General features: G+C 74.7%; 15 protein-coding genes. 4 read left to right on the top strand and 11 right to left on the bottom strand.

Going from position 1 to position 19,681, the window contains the following annotated elements; translation table 11 throughout:
• Window position 1 precedes the first annotated feature (1 nt).
• From INN71_RS01700 to INN71_RS01675, 6 genes are all read right to left on the bottom strand, one after another.
• Window positions 2-418: a hypothetical protein gene (locus INN71_RS01700; RefSeq protein WP_277497584.1), complete on the bottom strand. Its 417-nt coding sequence runs from the start codon at window positions 416-418 to the stop codon at window positions 2-4.
• Window positions 415-1,533, bottom strand: coding sequence for a Glu/Leu/Phe/Val dehydrogenase dimerization domain-containing protein (locus tag INN71_RS01695; RefSeq protein WP_277497585.1), 1,119 nt, complete (start codon window positions 1,531-1,533; stop codon window positions 415-417). The genes INN71_RS01700 and INN71_RS01695 overlap by 4 nt, the downstream gene beginning before the upstream one ends.
• Window positions 1,534-1,610: 77 nt before the next feature.
• Entirely contained in the window at window positions 1,611-2,723 is a 1,113-nt protein-coding gene (locus INN71_RS01690; protein ID WP_277497586.1) for an FAD-dependent monooxygenase, read from the bottom strand.
• A 62-nt stretch (window positions 2,724-2,785) separates the two neighbouring features.
• Entirely contained in the window at window positions 2,786-3,724 is a 939-nt protein-coding gene (locus tag INN71_RS01685; RefSeq protein ID WP_277497587.1) for an alpha/beta hydrolase, read from the bottom strand.
• Between the two features lie 34 nt (window positions 3,725-3,758).
• A complete protein-coding gene (locus tag INN71_RS01680) occupies window positions 3,759-5,189 on the bottom strand; it encodes an APC family permease (RefSeq protein ID WP_277497588.1) in 1,431 nt (476 codons plus the stop codon).
• Between the two features lie 101 nt (window positions 5,190-5,290).
• The gene (locus INN71_RS01675; protein WP_277497589.1) at window positions 5,291-6,178 is read right to left on the bottom strand and encodes a dihydrodipicolinate synthase family protein; all 888 of its coding nucleotides are present in this window, start codon (window positions 6,176-6,178) and stop codon (window positions 5,291-5,293) included.
• A gap of 213 nt (window positions 6,179-6,391) precedes the next feature.
• Between INN71_RS01675 and INN71_RS01670 the strand changes: the two genes are divergently transcribed.
• Window positions 6,392-7,129 carry a GntR family transcriptional regulator gene (locus tag INN71_RS01670; RefSeq protein WP_277497590.1) on the top strand — a complete coding sequence of 246 codons (738 nt, stop codon included), beginning with the start codon at window positions 6,392-6,394 and terminating at the stop codon, window positions 7,127-7,129.
• A 3-nt stretch (window positions 7,130-7,132) separates the two neighbouring features.
• On the opposite strand, the gene INN71_RS01665 is transcribed toward INN71_RS01670, so the two are convergent.
• Both INN71_RS01665 and INN71_RS01660 read right to left on the bottom strand, forming a co-directional pair.
• On the bottom strand, window positions 7,133-7,825 hold the full coding sequence (locus INN71_RS01665; RefSeq protein WP_277497591.1) for a YoaK family protein: 693 nt from the start codon (window positions 7,823-7,825) through the stop codon (window positions 7,133-7,135).
• A 5-nt stretch (window positions 7,826-7,830) separates the two neighbouring features.
• Complete coding sequence (locus INN71_RS01660; RefSeq protein ID WP_346812576.1) at window positions 7,831-9,669, bottom strand: gamma-glutamyltransferase; 1,839 nt, start codon at window positions 9,667-9,669, stop codon at window positions 7,831-7,833.
• A gap of 132 nt (window positions 9,670-9,801) precedes the next feature.
• On the opposite strand from INN71_RS01660, the gene INN71_RS01655 reads away from it, so the two are divergent.
• Window positions 9,802-12,795, top strand: a complete 2,994-nt coding sequence (locus tag INN71_RS01655; RefSeq protein WP_277497592.1) for a fibronectin type III domain-containing protein — start codon at window positions 9,802-9,804, stop codon at window positions 12,793-12,795.
• Window positions 12,796-12,812: 17 nt separating this feature from the next.
• On the opposite strand, the gene INN71_RS01650 is transcribed toward INN71_RS01655, so the two are convergent.
• Together INN71_RS01650 and INN71_RS01645 are read right to left on the bottom strand one after the other, a co-directional pair.
• Window positions 12,813-13,607, bottom strand: a complete 795-nt coding sequence (locus INN71_RS01650; RefSeq protein WP_277497594.1) for an HAD-IIA family hydrolase — start codon at window positions 13,605-13,607, stop codon at window positions 12,813-12,815.
• 26 nt (window positions 13,608-13,633) lie between these two features.
• Window positions 13,634-14,380, bottom strand: a complete 747-nt coding sequence (locus tag INN71_RS01645; RefSeq protein WP_277497595.1) for a MerR family transcriptional regulator — start codon at window positions 14,378-14,380, stop codon at window positions 13,634-13,636.
• A 146-nt stretch (window positions 14,381-14,526) separates the two neighbouring features.
• On the opposite strand from INN71_RS01645, the gene INN71_RS01640 reads away from it, so the two are divergent.
• Together INN71_RS01640 and INN71_RS01635 are read left to right on the top strand one after the other, a co-directional pair.
• Complete coding sequence (locus INN71_RS01640; RefSeq protein ID WP_277497596.1) at window positions 14,527-15,681, top strand: acyl-CoA dehydrogenase family protein; 1,155 nt, start codon at window positions 14,527-14,529, stop codon at window positions 15,679-15,681.
• A gap of 47 nt (window positions 15,682-15,728) precedes the next feature.
• The gene (locus INN71_RS01635) at window positions 15,729-18,311 is read left to right on the top strand and encodes a bifunctional FO biosynthesis protein CofGH (protein WP_277497597.1); all 2,583 of its coding nucleotides are present in this window, start codon (window positions 15,729-15,731) and stop codon (window positions 18,309-18,311) included.
• A gap of 20 nt (window positions 18,312-18,331) precedes the next feature.
• Here INN71_RS01635 and INN71_RS01630 read toward each other — a convergent pair whose 3' ends face one another.
• Window positions 18,332-19,639 (bottom strand): cytochrome P450, encoded by a 1,308-nt coding sequence (locus tag INN71_RS01630; RefSeq protein WP_277497598.1) that lies wholly within the window; start codon window positions 19,637-19,639, stop codon window positions 18,332-18,334.
• Window positions 19,640-19,681 lie beyond the last annotated feature (42 nt).

Below are 19,681 nucleotides of genomic sequence, written 5' to 3'. Positions count from 1 at the left end.
CTCAGGAGCCGGCGGGGTCCTTGAGCACGACGGTCACGCACCGCACGAACGTGTCGCCCACGTTCTCCAGGTCGTGCACCGTGCACTGGTCGCCGGCGTAGGTCAGGAAGTTGGTGTGGCCGACCTCGACGTCGACGACGCGGCTCGTGCCGTCGTCGTAGCGCTGCAGCACGCGTCCGGGGTCCGTCACGGTCCAGAAGTAGTCCTGGTCGTGGCAGTGGAAGGGCAGCCGCTCGCCGGGCTGCAGCGACAGGTCCCAGACCTGGACGCGGTCGTTCTCGAACCACACCCGGGTGCCGATCGCGCGGTTCTCGCGCACGTCGCGCAGCTCGTCGGCGTAGTCGGCCGGGTCGAAGGTCGGGCCGACGTCGGCGCCCTCGGTCTGGCCGGGCGCGGGCTTCTTGGTGGTCTCGCTCATCGGTCGCTGCTCCTCCGGTGGTGGTGGTCGTCGTGGTCGTCGTGGTCCGCGGGGCGGGTGCGGGCGTCCGTGACGATGGCACGCGCCTGCGCGTGCGCGGCCGCGAGCGGGGTCGTGCCGGCGGCCCGGGCGTCGTCGAGGATGCTCGTGACCCGCGCCCCGATGCCGGCGAGCGCCCCGTGCAGCCGGTCGTCGTCCCAGCCCGCGGTGAGGGAGTGGATGTGGACCACGCCGCCCGCGTTGGCCACGAAGTCGGGCACGTAGAGGATCCCGGCGGCCTCGAGCTCGTCGGCGCACCCGTCGTCCTCGAGGGTGTCGTTCGCGCCGCCGGCGACGATGCGGCAGCCCAGGTGCGGGATCGCCGCGCGGGTGACGACCCGGGCCGCGGCGCAGGGCGCGAGGACGTCGGTCGGCTCGCTCAGCGCCCGGTCGACCGGGATGGCCCGGCCGTCGACCTCGCGGGCGACACGCGCCGCACGATCGGCGTCGATGTCGGTGACGGTCACCCGGGCACCGGCCTCGGCGAGGAGGCGCGCGAGGGCGGCCCCGACGTTGCCCACGCCCTGCACGACGACGTCCACCCCGGTGACCCCGTCCGAGCCGAGCCGGTGCTCGGCCGCGGCGCAGACGGCGTGGAAGACGCCCAGCGCCGTCCACGGCGAGGGGTCGTCGCTCGCGCAGGTCGACGGCGCACCCACCGACGCCATCAGCGCCAGGTCGGCGGTGGTGGTGCCCATGTCGACCCCCGGCAGGTAGGCGCCGCCCAGGCGGGCCACCAGCTCGCCGAACCGCACGAGCCGCTCGGTACGCCGGCTCCGGTCACCGTCGTCGATGATCACCGACTTGGCCCCGCCGTACGGCAGGCCGGCCAGGGCGTTCTTCCACGTCATGGCCCGGGCGAGGCGCTGCGCCTCGAACGCTCCGTCCCAGAAGGACGGGTAGGCCCGCATCCGCACACCACCGAGCCCCGGCCCCAGCGCGGTGCTGTCGACGGCGATCACGGCGCGCAGGCCGGTGGCCGGGTCGGCACAGGTGATGAGCTGCTCGGACCCGAACGGGTCCGGCAGGTGCTCGCCGGTGGCGGGCAACGGGGTCGCGGTGGCGGTCGGGGGCATGACGGATGTCCTCTCGCGGACGGGTGGGGGCGGGGTGGTGGGGTGGTGGCTCGGGGGGGGCGGTCGGGTGGCGTGGGTCAGGCGGGCGCGGCGGCGCGGAGCGCGGCGTTGCGCTCCTCGATGGCCTCACGCGTGGTGGGGAACAGCAGGGCCGCACCCTGGTCGGCGATCGCCTGCGCGCGCTCGACGATCGGGCGCATGCGCTGGTCGTACGCGCGCAGTGCGGCGGGCACGCCGGGTGCCTCCTCGAGCGCCTCGGCCAGGGCGCGGGCGCCGACCATCGCGAGCGTCGTACCCATGCCGGAGAAGAACGAGGCGCAGTAGCCCGCGTCGCCGACGAGCGCGGTGCGCTCGCCGGTCCACGACGGCATGCGGATCTGGCTGACGGAGTCGAAGTAGAAGTCCTCGGCGCCGACGACCTCGGCCACGGCCTCGGGCGCGACCCAGCCCTCCATCCCGGCGAACGCGCGGCGCACGATCTCCCGCTGGGCCGCGACGTCGCGGAAGTCGTGCTCGAGCCACTCCGAACGGAAGCCCAGCAGCGCCGACGTCGAGGTGCCGTCGCTGCGGAGCATCACCATGCGTCCCGGGGTGTTGAGCACCTCGGAGCCGGTCGCGACGCCCACCGAGCGGCAGCGCTTGGCGATGGAGACGTAGAGGCCGAGGTGGTGCACGAACTGCCGCTCGGGACCGAAGACGAGCTCGCGCACCGCCGAGTGCATGCCGTCGGCGCCGACCACGAGGTCGACGACGAGGACGCTGCCGTCGTCGAGCGTCACCGCGCGCCCTCCGTCGGGCGCGGTGGTGATCGCGGTGATCCACGTGTCGAAGCGGAAGTCCACGTCGTCGGGCACCGCCGCCCGCAGCAGGTCGGCGAGGACGTCGCGGGAGATCTCGACGTCCTCGGTGTTGTCGTAGACGTCCGCGGCGGGCCGGAGCTCGGCCTGCGTGGCGCCCGACTCGTCGACGAAGCGGTAGACGTCGTCGTGCGGCACGCGCAGGCGCCGCACGTCCTCCCAGATGCCCATCGCGCGGGCGACCTCGACCGCCTCCTCGCGCACGTCGATCGAGACGCCGCCGCTGCGCAGGCCGTCGGAGCGCTCGACGACCGTGACGTGGTGGCCGTGGCGGGCGAGCCAGTGAGCCGTGGTGAGGCCGGCGATGCTGGCGCCGGAGATGAGGACGTCCATGGTCTTCCTTGCGGGGTGGGTGCGGTCGTGGGTCGGGGCGGCCCCGTCGGGGGCGGCGGCGCTCAGGGCGCTCCCCCGCGGTCCCACCGGGAGGTGAGGAAATCGAGCACCCGGGCGACGAGCGGCTCGGCGGAGAACTCGGGGGCCCCGTGGTCGGCGCCGGGCACGACCACCAGCTCGGCGGGCACGCCGTGCGCGTGCAGCGCGTCGATCAGCCGGCGCGACTGGCCGAGCCCGACGCGGCGGTCGGCGTCGCCGTGCGCCACCAGGAACGGCGGCACGTCGTGGCCCGCCTCGCGCCGCCGGGCCAGGTGCGCCTCCAGCGCCGTCGGCGCGGGCGACGTCTGGTCGAAGAAGCGGGCCATGACCGCCTCGAGCGCGTCGACCTCGTCGGGCGTCGTGTGCTCGGCGTCCGCCCGCAGCGCAGCGGGGTCGGTGACGGGGTGTTGCGCCACCACGGCAGCGACGCGCGGCCAGGGGGACGGGTCCGGGCGCGACAGGCCACCGACCGGGCGCCCCACCGGGTCGGCGCCGGTGATCCCGACGAGCGCGGCCAGGTAGCCGCCGGCCGAGGACCCCCACAACGCCACGCGCCCGGGGTCGAGGCCGAACCGGTCCGCGTTGTCGGCCACCCAGGCGACGGCGGCGCGCACGTCCTCGACGGCGGCGGGGAAGGGTGCCTCGCCCGCCAGGCGGTAGGACACCGACGCCACCGCGACCCCCCGGGCCGGCAGGGTCACCCAGGGCCCCATCGCCGGCACGCCGGCGAGGAAGGAGCCGCCGTGGACGTGGACGACCACGGGCCAGGGCCGACCCTCCTCCCCCGGTACGGCGGGCAGGTGCAGGTCGAGCTGCAGCGGGCGCCAGCCCTGCACGACCGCGTAGCGCAGGTGCAGGTGGCTGCGCGCACCGGGCAGCACCTCGACCGGGGGCGGCGCCACGAGGTGGGGGTCGACCAGTGCGTCGAGGTCGAGGTGGGGCATCAGGTCGTCGGGGTGCACGGGGGCCTCCTGGGGGTGGACGGGACGCGCCGTCTCAGGATGCATCGATCTCGAGCTCCCCGACCCGCCGCGCGCGCAGCGTGTAGGCCACCGCGCCGTACAGCCCGGCGGCCAGCGGCAGCAGCGGCATGAGGGCGATGACGCGTGACGAGCTGCCCGTCACCTCCTGGTAGTTGGCCAGGATGATGGCGACGATGGCGACCATGCCCGCGCCGGCGACCAGCGGGGCGCCCAGCGTCACCCACCGGCTCTCGGGCAGCAGGCCCCGGCGTCCGGCGACGACGATGCTGAGGCAGCAGCCGATCATCAGCGACGTCAGCGAGATGCTCGTGATGCCCGAGACCGCCGGGAAGAGGTTGAGGATCGGGTCCGCCCCCGAGACCGCGAAGGGCACCAGCATCAGCACGGACAGGCCGATCTGCAGGGCGCTGCTGCGGTGCGGCGTGCCGAAGCGCGGGTGGGTCGCCGCGAGGGCCCGCGGGAGCAGGCCCGTGCGGCCGAGCGAGAAGTGGTAGCGCGCGGCCATGTTGTGGAACGCGACGCCGGCGGCGAGGAAGCTGATCGTCACCATCGCCGAGAGCAGGCCCCCGGACCACGACCCGAGGTAGGCGTCGGCAGCGCGGAAGACCAGGGAGCCCGGATCGGCCGCGGCGGCCGCCTGCACGTCGTCGTAGGCGGCGACGATCGACCAGGTCGAGAAGACGAAGACGGCGACGAGGAGCGCGATCGAGGTGTAGGTGGCGACCCGGATCGAGCGGCGGGCCGCCTTCGCCTCCTCGCCGTAGATGGCCGTGGCCTCGAACCCGACGAAGGAGAGGATGCAGAAGACGAGCGTCATCGCGATGTTGCCGTCCAGCATCTGCCCGGGCGTGAACACCCCCAGGTCCCACGAGCCGGGGCGCTCGAGGAGCACGGCGACGCCGAGCACCACGATGACGGCGAACTGCAGCAGCGAGACACCGGTGGTGAGCCGCTGCGCGACGTCGACGCCCCGCCGGCCCAGGTACGCCGTGAGCGCCAGCGCGACCGCGCCGTAGAGGTACCAGGGCAGGTCGACGTCGAGGTAGGACACGGCGGTCACGTCGGCGAAGTAGCCGGTGGCGGCGATCATGCCGCCGGCCGCCATGTTGTAGGCGACCGTCGCGACGAACGCGGCTCCGGCGCCGACGGCCCGACCGAGCCCGAAGCCGATGAACGCGTAGTACGCCCCCGCGTTGGTGACGTGGCGGCTGAGCGCGACGTACGCCGTCGCGAACACGGTCAGCAGGACCGCCACGACGACGAGCAGGCCGACGGTGCCGGCGCCGACGCCGAAGGCGAGGCTGAGGGAGATGTTCGACGCCATCGCCGTCAGGGGGGCGGCCGCGGCCACGACCATGAAGGTCAGTCCGAAGGCGCCGATCGTGTTGCGCTTGAGGCTCGCCGGAGCGGTGCCCACGGGTTCCGGCTGCAGTGCTGAGCTCACGGTGCCACCTTCTGGAATGGATGCGACTCTCTCGGATTGGATGCAGTTTGCGAGAGATCGGCGCCCCTGGCAAGAGGGTTCGCGGAATCGACCCCTGCCCGTCACCCGGGGACGGGTGGCCGTACGACGGCGTCCGGCAGGCCCAGGAGCGCGGAGAGGCCGTCGAGGCCGTCCTCCTCCGGGCGCCACGGGGGCGTCGGCGCCCGCACGGACGCCGAGGCGATCCGGTCCTCCCGGCGCCAGTGCTCCTTCCGGATCGCCACCGAGGCGCCGGGCTGGGTCTCGACGTGGCAGCGGGTCGCGACCGAGCCGACGAGCCGCAGGCTCTCCTCGACATCGCCGCGCTGCCACGCGTCCACGGCGGCGACCAGCACGCGCGTCGGCGTCGCGCCGAGCGCAACCGCCCGCGCCCCGGCGTGCAGGTCGGCGACGAGGCCCGTGCCGCCCATCCCCGACATCGCCACGACGTCGGTGTGCCGCACGAGGGCGGCGACGGCGACGAACGTGGGCGGGGACTCGCACTTCACGGCCGCGACGAAGTCGAGGCCCTCCACCGCCCGCAGCAGCTCGTCCAGCCCGATCGTCACGCCCGTGGCCCGGGGCAGGTCCTGCACGACGAGCGGCAGTCCCGACGCATCGTGGACGGCCCGCAGGTGCCGCCGCGTGCTTCGCGCGTCGGGCGCGGGCACGGGGACCAGCAGGGCGTCCGCCGACCGGCGCAGGTCGGCGGAGCGCCGGACCTCGGCGACGGCGTCGTCGGTCCGCGTGCCCGCCAGTCCCACGACCAGGCCGGCGCCCCGCGCGCGGGCCACGGCGCCCAGGTCCCGGACGACCGCGTCGCGCTCGGCCGCGGTGAGGGTGGCGGGCTCCGCGATCGCGCCGAGGGCCACGAGCCCGGTGCAGCCGTCGTCGAGGAGGCCGCCCGCCAGTCGCACGAGGGAGCTCCGGTCCACGACCGCGGCGTCCGCCGAGAACGGGGTGGGCACCATGGCCCAGCAGCCGAGCGGTCGGGACGGGGCGGCAGCGGGCGCGCCCGACGGATCGTGAGCGGGGGGAAGCACGGGCACGGGGTCTCCTCGGGAGGTCGTCGACACGACGGATCGATTGGATGCAAAACTGGGGCCGGGTCCGGCGCGGCGGGCCCACCGCGACGGGGAGGTGCCCCGTCCGCGACCGGGCGACCCGCCCAGGAGGTGCCAGCGGTGGTGGCCGAGACGCAGAACGGACGCGAGACGGACGGCGCGCTCGGCGAGTGGCTCGCCGACGAGCTGCTGCGCCGGATCCTCTCCGGCGAGGTGCCCGTCGGCAGCTGGATCCGCCACGCGGCCGTCGCCGAGGAGTTCGGCGTCAGCCGGACTCCCGTCCGCGAGGCGCTCCGCGTCCTGCACGCCCAGGGCGTCGTGACCATCACGCCGAACCGGGGTGCCCGGGTCAACGGGCACAGCGGGCGCGACATCCGCGAGCTCGGCGCGGTGCGGGGCGAGCTGGAGGGCCTGGCCGCCGAGCTCGCCGCGGGCCTCATCGACGACGACCAGCTGCGGCGGCTCAACTCCGCGTGGGACCGCTACGACCGGGCGGTCGATGCCCACCAGGCCGCCGACCCCGAGGCCGACCCGGCCGGCGTCACCGAGGCGGCCCGCCTGTGGGCGGAGGCCAACGAGGACTTCCACGGCGTCATCCTCGAGGCGGCCGCGAGCCACCAGCTGAGCCTCACCATCGCCGAGATCAGCCGGCGCCTGCCCCGCAACTCCGCCTTCGCGGCGTACGCCGGCAACTCGCGGCTGCTGCGGCAGAACTCCGCCGAGCACCGCCAGATCGCCGAGGCGATCAACGCCGGCGACGCGGCGCGCGCCCGGCGCGCCATGACCCGTCACGTCCGCTCCTCCGCCGAGGCGCTCGCCCGGTGGGTGGAGAACCAGGGCCAGAGCCGGGACCGCTGAGCGTCACTCCCGTCGCGCGCGGGCACGGTGCTGCAGGCCCCCGGCGAGGGCGACGCCGTACGTCAGCAGTGCCGACAAGCCGATGCCGACCCCGGGGTGCCACCGCAGCGTGAGCGCCCCGACGAGGGCACCGAGCCCGATCGCGACGACGGCCAGCGCCCGGCGGGCCCAGGGCTGCCCTCCGCCGGCCCCCAGCCGGGAGTCGGCGGCCAGCCCCGTGATGGTCGAGGTGACGACCACGGTGGTGACGTCCTTGACGGCGACGTGGCGGGCCACGGCGGCCTGCAGCCCCATCGCCCACGCGATGACGCCCGCGAGGACCAGGCCCTCCTCGTGCCCGTACGACGTGGGCCGGGCGGCCGTGTAGCCGGCCGTGGCCGCGAAGGTGGTGCCCACGACCGCGAGGAGCACCGCCGTACGGGTCTGCCACCCGGCGGGCACCGCCCGCTGCGCGCGGCCACCGGTCGCGGCGCCCGCCATGAACGCCCCGAGCGCGACGAGCGGACCGGCCACCGGGAGGCCCTGCTCCCCGGCCAGGCCCATGCCGAGGATCACGACGTTGCCCGTCATGTTGCCGGTGAAGACCTTGTCCAGCGCCAGGTAGCCGATCGCGTCGGCGACGCCCGTGGAGAACGTCAGCACCAGCATGAGGGCCACCGCGGTCGAGGGCGCGACCCCGGCCCGCGCACTGCTCACCCCGCTCACCGGCCCGCCGCGTAGCCCTGGGCGCCCCGCGCGTTCGCGGCCGCGCCGAGGCGGCCGGTCGCGGGGTCCCGGACGACCGCGGAGAGGCGCCCGAGGCTCCAGCCGTCGGCGACCGTGACGTCGTGCCCGCGGCGCTCGAGCTCGGCGACGACCTCGGGGCCGACGCGGTCCTCGACGACCAGCCCCGCGGCACTCAGCTCCCGCGGCCAGAACGAGCTCACGAGCGCCGTCGTGTGGAAGGCCGGGGCGTCGACGGCCTGCTGGGGCGTGTAGCCCCCGACCAGGGTGCGCAGCAGGTACAGCAGCTGCCACTGGTCCTGCTGGTCGCCGCCCGGCGTGCCCAGCGCCGCGGTGGTGAGGCCCCCGCGGCTCAGCATGGTCGGGCTCAACGTGGTGCGCGGCCGGCGGCCGGGACGCAGGGCCGAGGGGCTGTCCGGGTCGAGCCAGGTCATCTGCAGGCGCGTGCCGAGGCAGAAGCCCAGCTCCGGGACGGCGGGCGACGACTGCAGCCACCCGCCCGACGGCGTCAGCGAGGCCAGGTTGCCGTGCCGGTCGACGACGTCGACGTGGCAGGTGTCCCCCCGCGTGCTGCCGTCCCGCGCCACCGTCGGCTCCCCCGTTCCGGCCCCGGCCGCCGCCCCGCCCTCCAGCACGAGCGGCACCCGCCACGGCGTCAGCCCCGGCAGGTCGCCCGGCCGGTGCTCGCACGAGGCCGTCGCGCCGATCTGCGCGGCCCGGGCGGCGGCGTACTCGCGGGACAGCAGCGCCCGTCGCGGGTCCGAGCTGCCGCCGGCCCCCTCGGGGTGCACCGGGCCGGCGTCGCCGTAGTAGGTGTCGCGGTCGGCCATCGCCAGCTTGAGGGCCTCGGCCACCGTGTGGATGCCGAGCGCCGTCGACGGGTCGAGGTGGTCGTCCGGGAAGTGGTCGAGGATGGCGAGCGCCTGCAGCAGCACCGGGCCCTGCGTCCAGAAGCCCGCCTTGTGGACCCGGGTGCCGCGGAAGTCGAGGACGAGCGGCTCCTCCGTGGCGACCCGGGCGTCGGCGAGGTCCTCGGCGGTGAGGAGCCCCCGGTGGTCGCGGCCCGAGGAGTGGCGGTGGGGGCGCTGGACGGCCGCCGCCACTGCCGCGGCCACGAAGCCGGTGCGCCACTCGCCCGCCACCGCGTCGATGCGCTCCTCCCGGGTCGCCGCGTCCGGCGCGGCCCGGAGCAGCCGCCGCAGGGTGGCGGCGTACGCCGGGTTGGTCACCACCTGCCCCACCGCGGGCGCACGGCCCTCCCGCAGCCAGATCGCCGCGGAGGTCGGCCAGTGCTCGATGAAGTGGTCGGCCATCGCCGCCACGACACCGCACAGCTGGGGTCCCGCCGCATGGCCGGTCTCCAGCTGGTCGACGGCGTAGGCCAGGACGTCGGCGACGTCCCAGGTGCCGTGGTCGCGCAGCACGTGGAGCAGCGCGAGCACCGCGCCCGGGACGGCCGCCGCGAGGGCGCCGCTGCCGGGCACCTCCTCGAGCCCCTCCGCCCGCATCCGCTCGATCGTGGCGCCCGCGGGCGCCGGGCCCTGACCGTCGACCACCGTCGGCGCCCGGCCCGCGGGCGCGACCAGCGCCACCATGTCGCCGCCCGGGCCGTTGAGGTGCGGCTCGACCGCGTGCAGCACGAACGCGGCCGCCACGGCTGCGTCGAACGCGTTGCCACCCCGTTCGAGCACCGACTGCGCCGCAGCGGTCGCGGACCAGTGCGTGGAGGCGCTCATGCCGTAGGCCCCCTCCAGCGTGGGCCGCGTCAGGTGGGCAGGAGGCGACGTGAAGGCCGAGGCCGGCAGCGGGGAGGACACAGCCGACAGTATGCAAATACCGGTGATTGGATGCAATACGGCCACGGCGCACACCACGCCTCGACCCGGCCTCCCTGTGAATCTCGCCCCATCCTCCCCACGAGCACCATTCGCCACATACATTGCGGCCTTGTGCCAGTCAACGACCACGAGCCCGTGTCGCCGGGCGGACCGGAGCGCACCCGCCCCGCGGGCCGCGTCCGCCGTACCGCGACCCGGCGCGCCGCCGCCCTCCTGGCGGGCCTGGCGCTCGTCGTCGTCACCCTGACCCTCGTCACGGGCGGCAACCCGCTGGACCCCGAGCCCGAGGGCGGGGCCGAGCAGTCCGCGGCCGCGGGCGGCACGCGCGTGGCCATCTACATGCCGTTCGACGACGGCGGCCGCACGGGCCTCATCCGCCCCGCCGACCACACCCCGCGCCTGCTCGGCGGCTTCTCCTGGGACCTCCACAAGGGTCCGGGCGCCGCGGTGAAGCCGCAGATGAAGTCGTTCGACGGGCCCGTGAGCCTCAAGGTCGCGCGCGTCGACTCCAACAACAACGGCGCCGGGCAGATGGTCACCCTCGACGTGCGGGTCGGCGGCACGGCGGTCGGCCAGATCCGCTACGGGCACCTCGCGAACGTGCAGGTCAGCACGAGCACGCCGGCGTTCCCGCCCGGCACCACCATCGGCTTCCTGCCGAGCGGCAAGCGCGACGACTCCCGCTGCGGCGACGGCACCGCCGACGGCTGGGCGTACTCGTCGTCGTGGCGCGTGTGCACCGAGAGCGGCATCCACACCCACACCGACTTCCAGAAGGGCTGCTGGGCGGCGTTCGACACCTACGCCGTGCTCCCCGCCGACACCCCGATCGCCATGATGTCGACGGCCCTGCCGACCGCGAGCAACGCCCGCTGCGACGCCGCCGAGCTCGCGCACGTCGCCACCGACCCGGTCGCCGAGGGCGACTTCGTGGGCTACGGCGGCCACGTCTACCGCATCGCCGGCGGTGCCCCGATCCACGTCTCCAACTGGGCGGCCTTCGGTGGCACCCAGCCCAGCGAGACCTACGACGCGGCCCAGTGGGGCACGCTGCGCCGCTACCCCGTCGACGAGACCTGGATCCGCGGCCTGCCCTCGGGCCGCGTGTTCCGCATCGCCGGCGGCGCCCCCGTGCACGTTCCCGACATCGCCCCCGACGGGCCGGTCGTCGACGTCGACGACCGCGCCATCGACCGCATCGGCACCGACCACGTCTACGACCACCTGCGGCCCGCGCCGGTCGACGGCACCTTCCTCGTCGCGGCCCGCAGCGGCCGCACGTACGTCGTCGCCGGCGGCGCCCCGCTCTTCGTCTCCTCGCTCGCCCCGTGGGGCGGCACCCGCGCCGTGACCCGGGTCTTCGTCGGCGAGGAGGCCCTCGACAACGCCGGCGGCACGGGCGGGTTCGCCTTCCTGCGCCGCACCCCCGTCGACGGCACCTTCCTCATCGGCCGCTCCACCGGCGGCGTCTTCCGCGTCGCGGGCGGCTCGCCGCAGTGGGTCGACTCGTGGGCCCCGTACGGCGGGGTCCAGCCCACCACCGCCGTCGACGACGCCGCGATCGACCGGGCCGGCACGGGCGGCGAGTGGGACCGCATGGCGGCGTACCCCGCCGACGGCACCGTCCTGCGCACCGTCACCGACGGCCGCCTCTACCGCGTCGCGGGCGGCGCCCCGCTGCACCTGCCCACCACCGCCGCGCTCGAGGACCCCGCCCAGGCGCCCGTCGACGTCGCCGCCACCGTCGTCGACGACGCGGCGCGCGCCGACCGCAACCACGCCCACCTGCGCGCCACCCCCGCCGACGGCACCTTCGTCGTCGTGCCCACCGGCGGCGTCTCCGTCTTCGCCGGGGGCGCGGCGTTCCCGGTCGAGAGCTGGACCCCGTACGGCGGCCCGCAGCGCGCCGTGCGCATCGACCGCGCCGCGCTCACCCACCGCGGCGTCGCCGCCCAGCCGTGGGGCGGCCACGTCGCCGCCGTCCCGGCCGACGGCACCTTCGTGCGCGTGCTCGACGGCACCGTCACCGGCCGCGTCGCCCGCGCCGCCGGCGGCGGGCTCATCCCGCTCTCGTCGTGCGACCTCGTCGGCTGCGCTCCGCTCACGGGCGTCACCGGGATGGCCTACGACAGCTACACCGCGACGTACGCCCGCCCGGCCGACGGCGCCGTGCTCCGCTTCCTGCCGTCGGGCCAGACCGTCGAGCTCGACGGCGACGCCTGCCTGCCCGCCCGCCCCGGCTCCTCCGTCGTGGAGGTCAACGACCGCGACTACCGCTGCGTCTCGACAGTGCCGGACGCACCGAGCGGCGTCACCGCCCTGCGCGGCGACCGCTCGGCCACCGTCACGTGGACCGCGCCTGCCGACGACGGCGGCGAGCCGCTGACGGGCTACGTCGTCGTCGCCACCCCCGCCGACGGCGGCGCCGAGGTGCGCGCCTCGGCGCCGGCCGACGCCACCAGCGTCGAGGTCCCCGGCCTGACGAACGGCACCACCTGGACCTTCCGCGTCGCCGCCACCAACCGCATCGGCGACAGCGAGCCGTCGGAGGTCTCCGCCGGGGTCGTGCCCGCCGGTCCGCCGGCGCAGGTCGCCACGCCGTACTCCCGTGCCACCGGCGACGACGTCGTCGTCGCGTGGCTGCCGCCCGACGCGAACGGCGAGCCCGTGACCGGGTACGTCGTGCACCGCGACGGCCGCGCCTGGGCCGTGCCGGCGGGCACCGACCGCATCACCTTCCGCGACCTGCCGCGCGGCACCTACGCCTTCACCGTCACCGCGACCAACGCGGTCGGGGCCTCCGTGCCCAGCGAGGTGCGCACCCAGGCCGTCACCGTCGCGCCCCCCAGCTCCGTCGGGACACCCGCGGTCGCGCTGAAGGGCCGCGACGTCACCGTCTCGTGGGCGCTGCCGGCCGCCAACGGCGGCGCGATCACGGGGTACGTCGTGCAGCGCGGCGACAAGTTCTGGTCCGTGCCGCCCACCCAGCGCCACCTGACCTACCGCGGCCTGGCGCCGGGGACCTACGAGTTCTGGGTCTACTCGACGAACATCGCCGGCAACAGCCCCGCCAGCCCGGTGCGCCGCGTGATCGTCGTGCCGTAGCCGGGCGTCGGGCCGGGCTAGAGCGTGCCCTCCTCCACCATGCGCACGAGGTCGGCGATGGACTCCTCGACGCGGGTGGGGCGGTAGGGGAAGTCCTCGACCTGTGCGCGCGTGGTCGAGCCGGTCATGACGAGCACGGTGCGCAGGCCCGCCTCGAGGCCCGCGACGATGTCGGTGTCCATGCGGTCGCCGATCATCACCGTCGTCTCCGAGTGCGCCTCGAGCCGGTTGAGCGCGCTGCGCATCATCAGCGAGTTCGGCTTGCCCACGTAGTAGGGCCGCCGGCCCGTCGCCGCCGTGATGAGCGCGGCCACGGCACCGGTCGCGGGCAGCTTGCCCTGCTGGCTGGGCCCGCTCGGGTCGGGGTTGGTCGCGATGAAGCGCGAGCCGCCCTCGATGAGCCGGATGGCCCGCGTGATCGCCTCGAAGGAGTAGGTCCGCGTCTCCCCCAGCACGACGTAGTCGGGGTCGCGGTCGGTCTGCACGTAGCCCACGTCGTGCAGCGCCGTGGTCAGCCCCGCCTCCCCCACGACGTACGCCGTGCCCCCCGGCCGCTGGTCGAGCAGGAACTGCGCCGTCGCGAGCGCGGAGGTCCAGATGCGGTGCTCGGGGATGTCGATGCCGCTGCCGAGCAGCCGGGCGCGCAGGTCGCGCGGGGTGAAGATCGAGTTGTTGGTCAGCACGAGGAACTCGCGCCCCGACGCCTGCAGGGCGGCGATGAAGTCCGACGCCCCGGGGATGGGCTCCTCCTCGTGGACGAGCACCCCGTCCATGTCGGTCAGCCAGGTGTGGATCGGAGCGCGGTCGGTCATGACGCCATCATCGCGCGCCCCGGCGCTCAGCGACGCCGCAACGACCGCTCGATGACCTGGTTGGCGGCCCGCTGGAAGCCGACGACGACGCCCTCGAGGGTGATGCGGCGCAGCGCGGAGACGGTGCGCTCCATCCGCGCGGCCTCCTCGGGCGTGTGCTGCTCGGCGCGGAAGGGCCGCACGACCTGGGTGCGCAGGATCTCGGTGAGCTCGTCGGCCAGCGACTCCATGTGCCGCTCGATGGTCTCGGTGGCCTCGATGACGCTGGTGATGGGGATGTCGAGCGACAGCATCTCGAGCCCCAGCGCGAAGCCGGCCAGCACGACGTACCGGTCCGTGCCCGGCTCGACCTCGACCGCCCGCACCTGCACGAGCACCTCGACCTCCTCGTCCTCCAGGCGGCGGCCCGCGCGCTTCTCGAGCTGGCGGCGGGTGAGGCGCTCGGGGGGCTCGGTGGTCCAGGAGGTGAGCATCGCGCGCTGCAGGGCGAGCTCCTCCGTCGTGGCCTCGCTCGAGACCGACGCGAGGTAGCGCTCGATGGCCTGCAGCGTGAAGCCGTGGTCCTGCAGCGCCCGCACCATCTCGAGCCGGGCGAGGTGGACGTCGCCGTAGTAGGCGACCCGCCCGCGCCGCTCCGGCGGGGGGATGAGGCCGAGGCTCGCGTAGTAGCGCGTCGTGCGCACCGTCGTGCCCGCCCGCGCCGACAGCTCGTCGATCGTCAGGGTGGCGCCGTCGGGGTCGTGGTGCTCGGGGCGCTCGGGGATGGCGGTCACGACTGTGACAGTAGGGCTGTCATCGAGGTCGGGGCAATCCGCCGCGCGGGCCGGCTCCCCGCCCCGCTTGCTCCCTGACAGTTTCGCTGTCACAGTAAGGGTGTCATGTTCTGACGCCCTCGTCACCGCGCCCAAGGAGCCCCTCCATGCCCCTCGCCTCCGCCGCCGACATCCTCGAGACCGAGCACGAGGACTTCCGCGGGACGGTCCGCGCCTTCCTCGAGAAGGAGGTCGTGCCGCACCACGAGAAGTGGGAGGCCGCCGGCATCGTCGACCGCGAGGTCTGGCGCAAGGCGGGCGCGACCGGCCTGCTCTCCTTCGACGTGCCGGAGGAGTTCGGCGGCCTCGGGCTCGACGACTTCCGCTACAACATGGTCGTCGCCGAGGAGATCAGCCGCGTCGGCGCGAGCGGGCTGGGCTTCCCGCTGCACAACGACATCATCGTCCCCTACCTGCTCGCCCTCGGCACGCAGGAGCAGAAGGAGCGCTGGCTGCCCGGTTGCGTCTCCGGCGACATCGTCACCGCGATCGCGATGACCGAGCCCGGCGCCGGCTCGGACCTCCAGGGCATCCGCACGAGCGCGGTCGACAAGGGCGACCACTACGTGCTCAACGGCTCGAAGACCTTCATCTCCAACGGGATCATGGCCGACCTCGTCGTCGTGGTCGCGCGCACCGACCCCGACGCGGGCGCGCAGGGCATCAGCCTGCTCGTCGTCGAGAGCGGCGCCGAGGGCTTCTCCCGCGGCCGCAACCTCGACAAGGTCGGCATGAAGGCGCAGGACACGGCCGAGCTGTTCTTCGACAACGTCGTGGTCCCGAAGGAGAACCTGCTCGGCGAGGAGGGCTCCGGCTTCATCTCGCTGATGGTGAACCTGCCGCGCGAGCGCGTCTCCATCGCCGCCATCGCCGTCGCCGCGTGCGAGCACATCCTGGCGATCTGCCTCGACTACGTGAAGGAGCGCGAGGCGTTCGGCCGCCCCATCAGCAAGTTCCAGAACACGCGCTTCACCCTCGCCGAGATGGCGACCGAGGTGCACATCGCCCGCGTCTTCCTCAACGACACGGTGCTCAAGCTCAACCGCGGCGAGGTCGACACCCAGCTCGCGTCGATGGCCAAGTGGTGGACCACCGAGCTGCAGACCAAGCTCGCCGACATCGGCGTCCAGCTGCACGGCGGCTACGGCTACATGATGGAGTACCCCATCGCCAAGGCCTTCGTGGACAGCCGCATCCAGACGATCTACGGCGGCACGACCGAGATCCAGAAGGAGATCATCGGCCGCATGCTCGGCCTGTGATCCTGCGCACCATGAGCATGGTTCGCGGCGAGGTCTAGGCTGCGACGGTGACCTCTCCCGACGCGCCCAGCCCCCAGCAGGTACGCCGCGCGCTGGTCCGCGCGGAGCGCGGGGCGAGCCTGGACGCGGCGGAGGCGACGGCGCTCCTGGCGGCGACCGGCGAGGAGCTGGACCGGCTCTGCGCCGTCGCCGCCCGGGTGCGCGACGCCGGGCTGGTCGAGGCCGGCCGGCCCGGCGTCGTCACCTACTCCCCCAAGGTCTTCATCCCCGTCACCCGGCTGTGCCGCGACCGCTGCCACTACTGCACCTTCGTGGAGACGCCGAAGCAGGCGGCGCGGGAGGGGCGCGCGCCGTACCTCTCCCCCGACGAGATCCTCGCCATCGCCCGGGAGGGCGCCGAGCTGGGCTGCCTCGAGGCGCTCTTCACCCTCGGTGACCGCCCCGAGGACCGCTGGCCCGAGGCGCAGGAGTGGCTCGACGAGCAGGGCTACGACTCCACGCTCGCCTACGTGCGCGCCATGGCGGTGCACGTGCTGGAGGAGACGGGGCTGCTGCCCCACCTCAACCCCGGCGTCATGAGCTGGGAGGAGATGAACCGGCTCAAGCCCGTCGCCCCCTCGATGGGGATGATGCTGGAGACCACCTCCCGCCGGCTGTTCGAGACGCGCGGCGAGGCCCACCACGGCTCCCCCGACAAGGACCCGGCCGTGCGGCTGCGGACCCTCGAGGACGCCGGCCGCCTCGCCATCCCCTTCACCACCGGCCTGCTCGTCGGCATCGGCGAGACCCTCGCCGAGCGCGCCGACACGATCTTCGCGCTGCGGCAGGTCTCCCGCGCCTACGGGCACGTGCAGGAGGTGATCGTGCAGAACTTCCGCGCGAAGCCCGACACCGCCATGCGCCACACCGACGACCTCGGGCTCGACGAGTACCGCGCGGCCATCGCCGTCACCCGCGTGCTCCTCGGCCCGAAGGCCCGCGTGCAGGCGCCGCCCAACCTCGTCGACCTCGCCGAGTGCCGGGCCCTGCTGGGCGCCGGCGTGGACGACTGGGGCGGGGTCTCGCCCCTCACGCCCGACCACGTCAACCCGGAGCGCCCCTGGCCCTCCCTCGAGCGGCTGCGCGACGTCACCGCGGCCTGCGGGCTCACCCTCGAGCCGCGCCTGACGGTCCACCCCGAGTACGTCGTGGGCGCGCTGGCCCGCGAGGAGCCGTGGATCGACCCCCGCGTCGCCGGGCACGTCGCGGCCCTGGCCGACGCCGGCGGCGACGACCCCGCGCGGGCGGGGCTCGCCGTACCGGGGGTGCGGCCGGTCGGCCGCCCCTGGCAGGAGCCGGACCCCTCGCTCGAGGAGTCGGGCTTCGGGCGGGTGGACCTCCACACCGAGGTCGACTCCACGGGGCGCACCGAGGACCGGCGCAGCGACTTCGACACCGTGTACGGCGACTGGGCCGCCGTCCGGCGCGCCGCCGACGGCGCCGCGGTGCCCGCCGCCGCGCCCGTCGCCCCGGCGGTCAACCTGGCCGCCGGCCGCGAGGCGCTCGCCGCCGCCGTGCGCGACCCCGGTGGCCTCTCGGACGCGCACGCGCTGACCCTCGTCACCGCCGAGGGCGCGCTGCTCGACGAGGTCTGCGCGCTCGCCGACGACCTGCGGCGCACCACCGTCGGCGACGACGTCACCTACGTGGTGAACCGGAACATCAACTTCACCAACGTCTGCTACGTCGGTTGCCGCTTCTGCGCCTTCGCCCAGCGCCGCACCGACGCCGACGCCTACTCGCTGTCGCTCGACCAGGTCGCCGACCGCGCCCAGGAGGCGTGGGAGCTCGGCGCCACCGAGGTCTGCATGCAGGGCGGCATCGACCCGCAGCTGCCGGGCACGGCGTACTTCGACATCGCGGCCGCGGTGAAGGCGCGGGTGCCGCAGATGCACGTGCACGCCTTCAGCCCGATGGAGGTGCTCAACGGCTCGACCCGCACCGGGCTGTCCTTCGAGGACTTCCTCATCAAGGCCCGCGAGTCCGGCCTCGACTCCATCCCCGGCACCGCGGCGGAGATCCTCGACGACGAGGTCCGCTGGATCCTCACCAAGGGCAAGCTGCCGACAGCGACGTGGGTCGAGATCATCTCCACCGCGCACCGCGTGGGCATCCCGACGACGAGCACGATGATGTACGGCCACGTCGACAACCCGCGCCACTGGATCGGCCACCTGCGGGTGCTGTCGGGCATCCAGGACGCGGCGCGCGAGCACGGGTACGGCGGGTTCACCGAGTTCGTGCCCCTGCCGTTCGTGCACTCCTCCGCGCCGATCTACCTCGCCGGCGTCGCCCGCCCCGGCCCGAGCCTGCGCGACAACCTCGCCGTGCACGCGGTGGCCCGCATCCTGCTGCACGGGCGCGTCGACAACATCCAGACGAGCTGGGTGAAGCTGGGCGTCGAGGGCACCCGGCGGATGCTGCAGGCCGGTGCCAACGACCTCGGCGGCACGCTCATGGAGGAGACGATCTCCCGCATGGCCGGCTCGGAGCACGGCTCGGCCAAGACCGTCGCCGAGCTCGTCGACATCGGCGCGGGCATCGACCGACCGGTCGTGCAGCGCGGCACGACGTACCAGCCCAGGAACTAGCCCAGGAACTAGCCCAGGAGCTAGCCCAGGGGGCGCACCAGCAGGCGCTCGACGCCGAACACGATCGAGGCGTCGAACGTCTCGAGCCCGTCGGTGCCCTCCACGAGCGCCATGCGCGGGAAGCGCTCGGCGAGCGCCGGGTAGGCCTTGCGCAGCTCCATGCGGGCGAGCTCGGCGCCCACGCAGCGGTGGATGCCGTGCCCGAAGGCGAGGTGCGACTTGGCCGGGCGGCCCGGGTCGAAGCCCATCGGGCAGGCACCGAAGGCGGGGTCGCGGTCGGCGGCGGGCAGGTGCACCATCACGACGTCGCCCTTGCGGACCTGCTGGCCGGCCACGACGACGTCGGTCGTCGCGAACCGCGGGAAGGCGACCTGCACGACCGAGAGGTAGCGCAGCAGCTCCTCCACGACCGCGTCGACGTCGGCGGTCGCGTCGACCAACGACTGCCAGGTGCCGCCGTTCTCGACCAGCACCGCCGTGCCGAGCGCCAGCATGCCGGCGCTCGTCTCCATGCCGCCGGTGAAGGCGCCGTCGGCGAGGCCGCCGAGGTCGTAGTCGCTGATGTCGTCGCCGAAGTCGCGGATGATCTGGCCGATGAGGCCCGGGCCCGGGTCGGTCCGCTGGCGCGCCGTCTCGGCGAGGAGGAACTCCCGGGAGCCGGAGATGGCGCCGAACGCGCCGTACCCCCCGCCGGAGATGTCGAAGCGCGCCGAGCCCAGCTCGCGGAAGGTCTCGCGGCGCTCGTCGGGCAGGCCCAGCAGTTCGCAGATCACGAGGAAGGGCACCGGGAAGCTGAAGAGCGGCACGAGGTCGACGACGCCGTCCTCGGCGGCGCGGGCCGCCTCCTCGATCTCGTCGAGCTGGCGGGCCACGATCTTGTCGACCAGCGGCTCGAGGCGCTGCAGCCGCCGGCGGGTGAACTCGGGCGTGAGGAACTTGCGCAGCCGCGTGTGGTCGGGCGGGTCGGTGAACCCGAGGCCGCCGATGTCGCCGTCCGCGGCGCCGGCCTTGCCGACGTACGGGCGGATGTCGGTCGAGTACGACGACCGGTCGGTCAGCACCTCGTGCGCCGCGTCGAAGCCGGTCACCAGCCACACGTTCATGCCGAGGAAGGTCGTCAGCCGCTGCACCGGCGCCTCGGCCCGCATCTCGTCCAGCCGCGCGGGCGGCTCGATGCCGTCGCGCGTCAGCGGCCAGCCCAGCGAGGCCGGCACCTTGTCGATGCGTGAGAGGTCCATGCGCCCCGCCGCCTGGCGCAGCACCACGCCCCGAAGTCCCCCGAGGACGCGCGAGCGCACGGCGCCCAGCGTCCCGATCAAAGTCGTCACCGGGTCAGTCTGACGGAAACGGGGCCGCCACCGCACGACGAC

This window comes from Nocardioides sp. ChNu-153, from assembly GCF_030466625.1.
Taxonomy (GTDB): Bacteria; Actinomycetota; Actinomycetes; order Propionibacteriales; family Nocardioidaceae; genus Nocardioides.
This window is presented reverse-complemented; position numbering and strand designations above follow the sequence as displayed.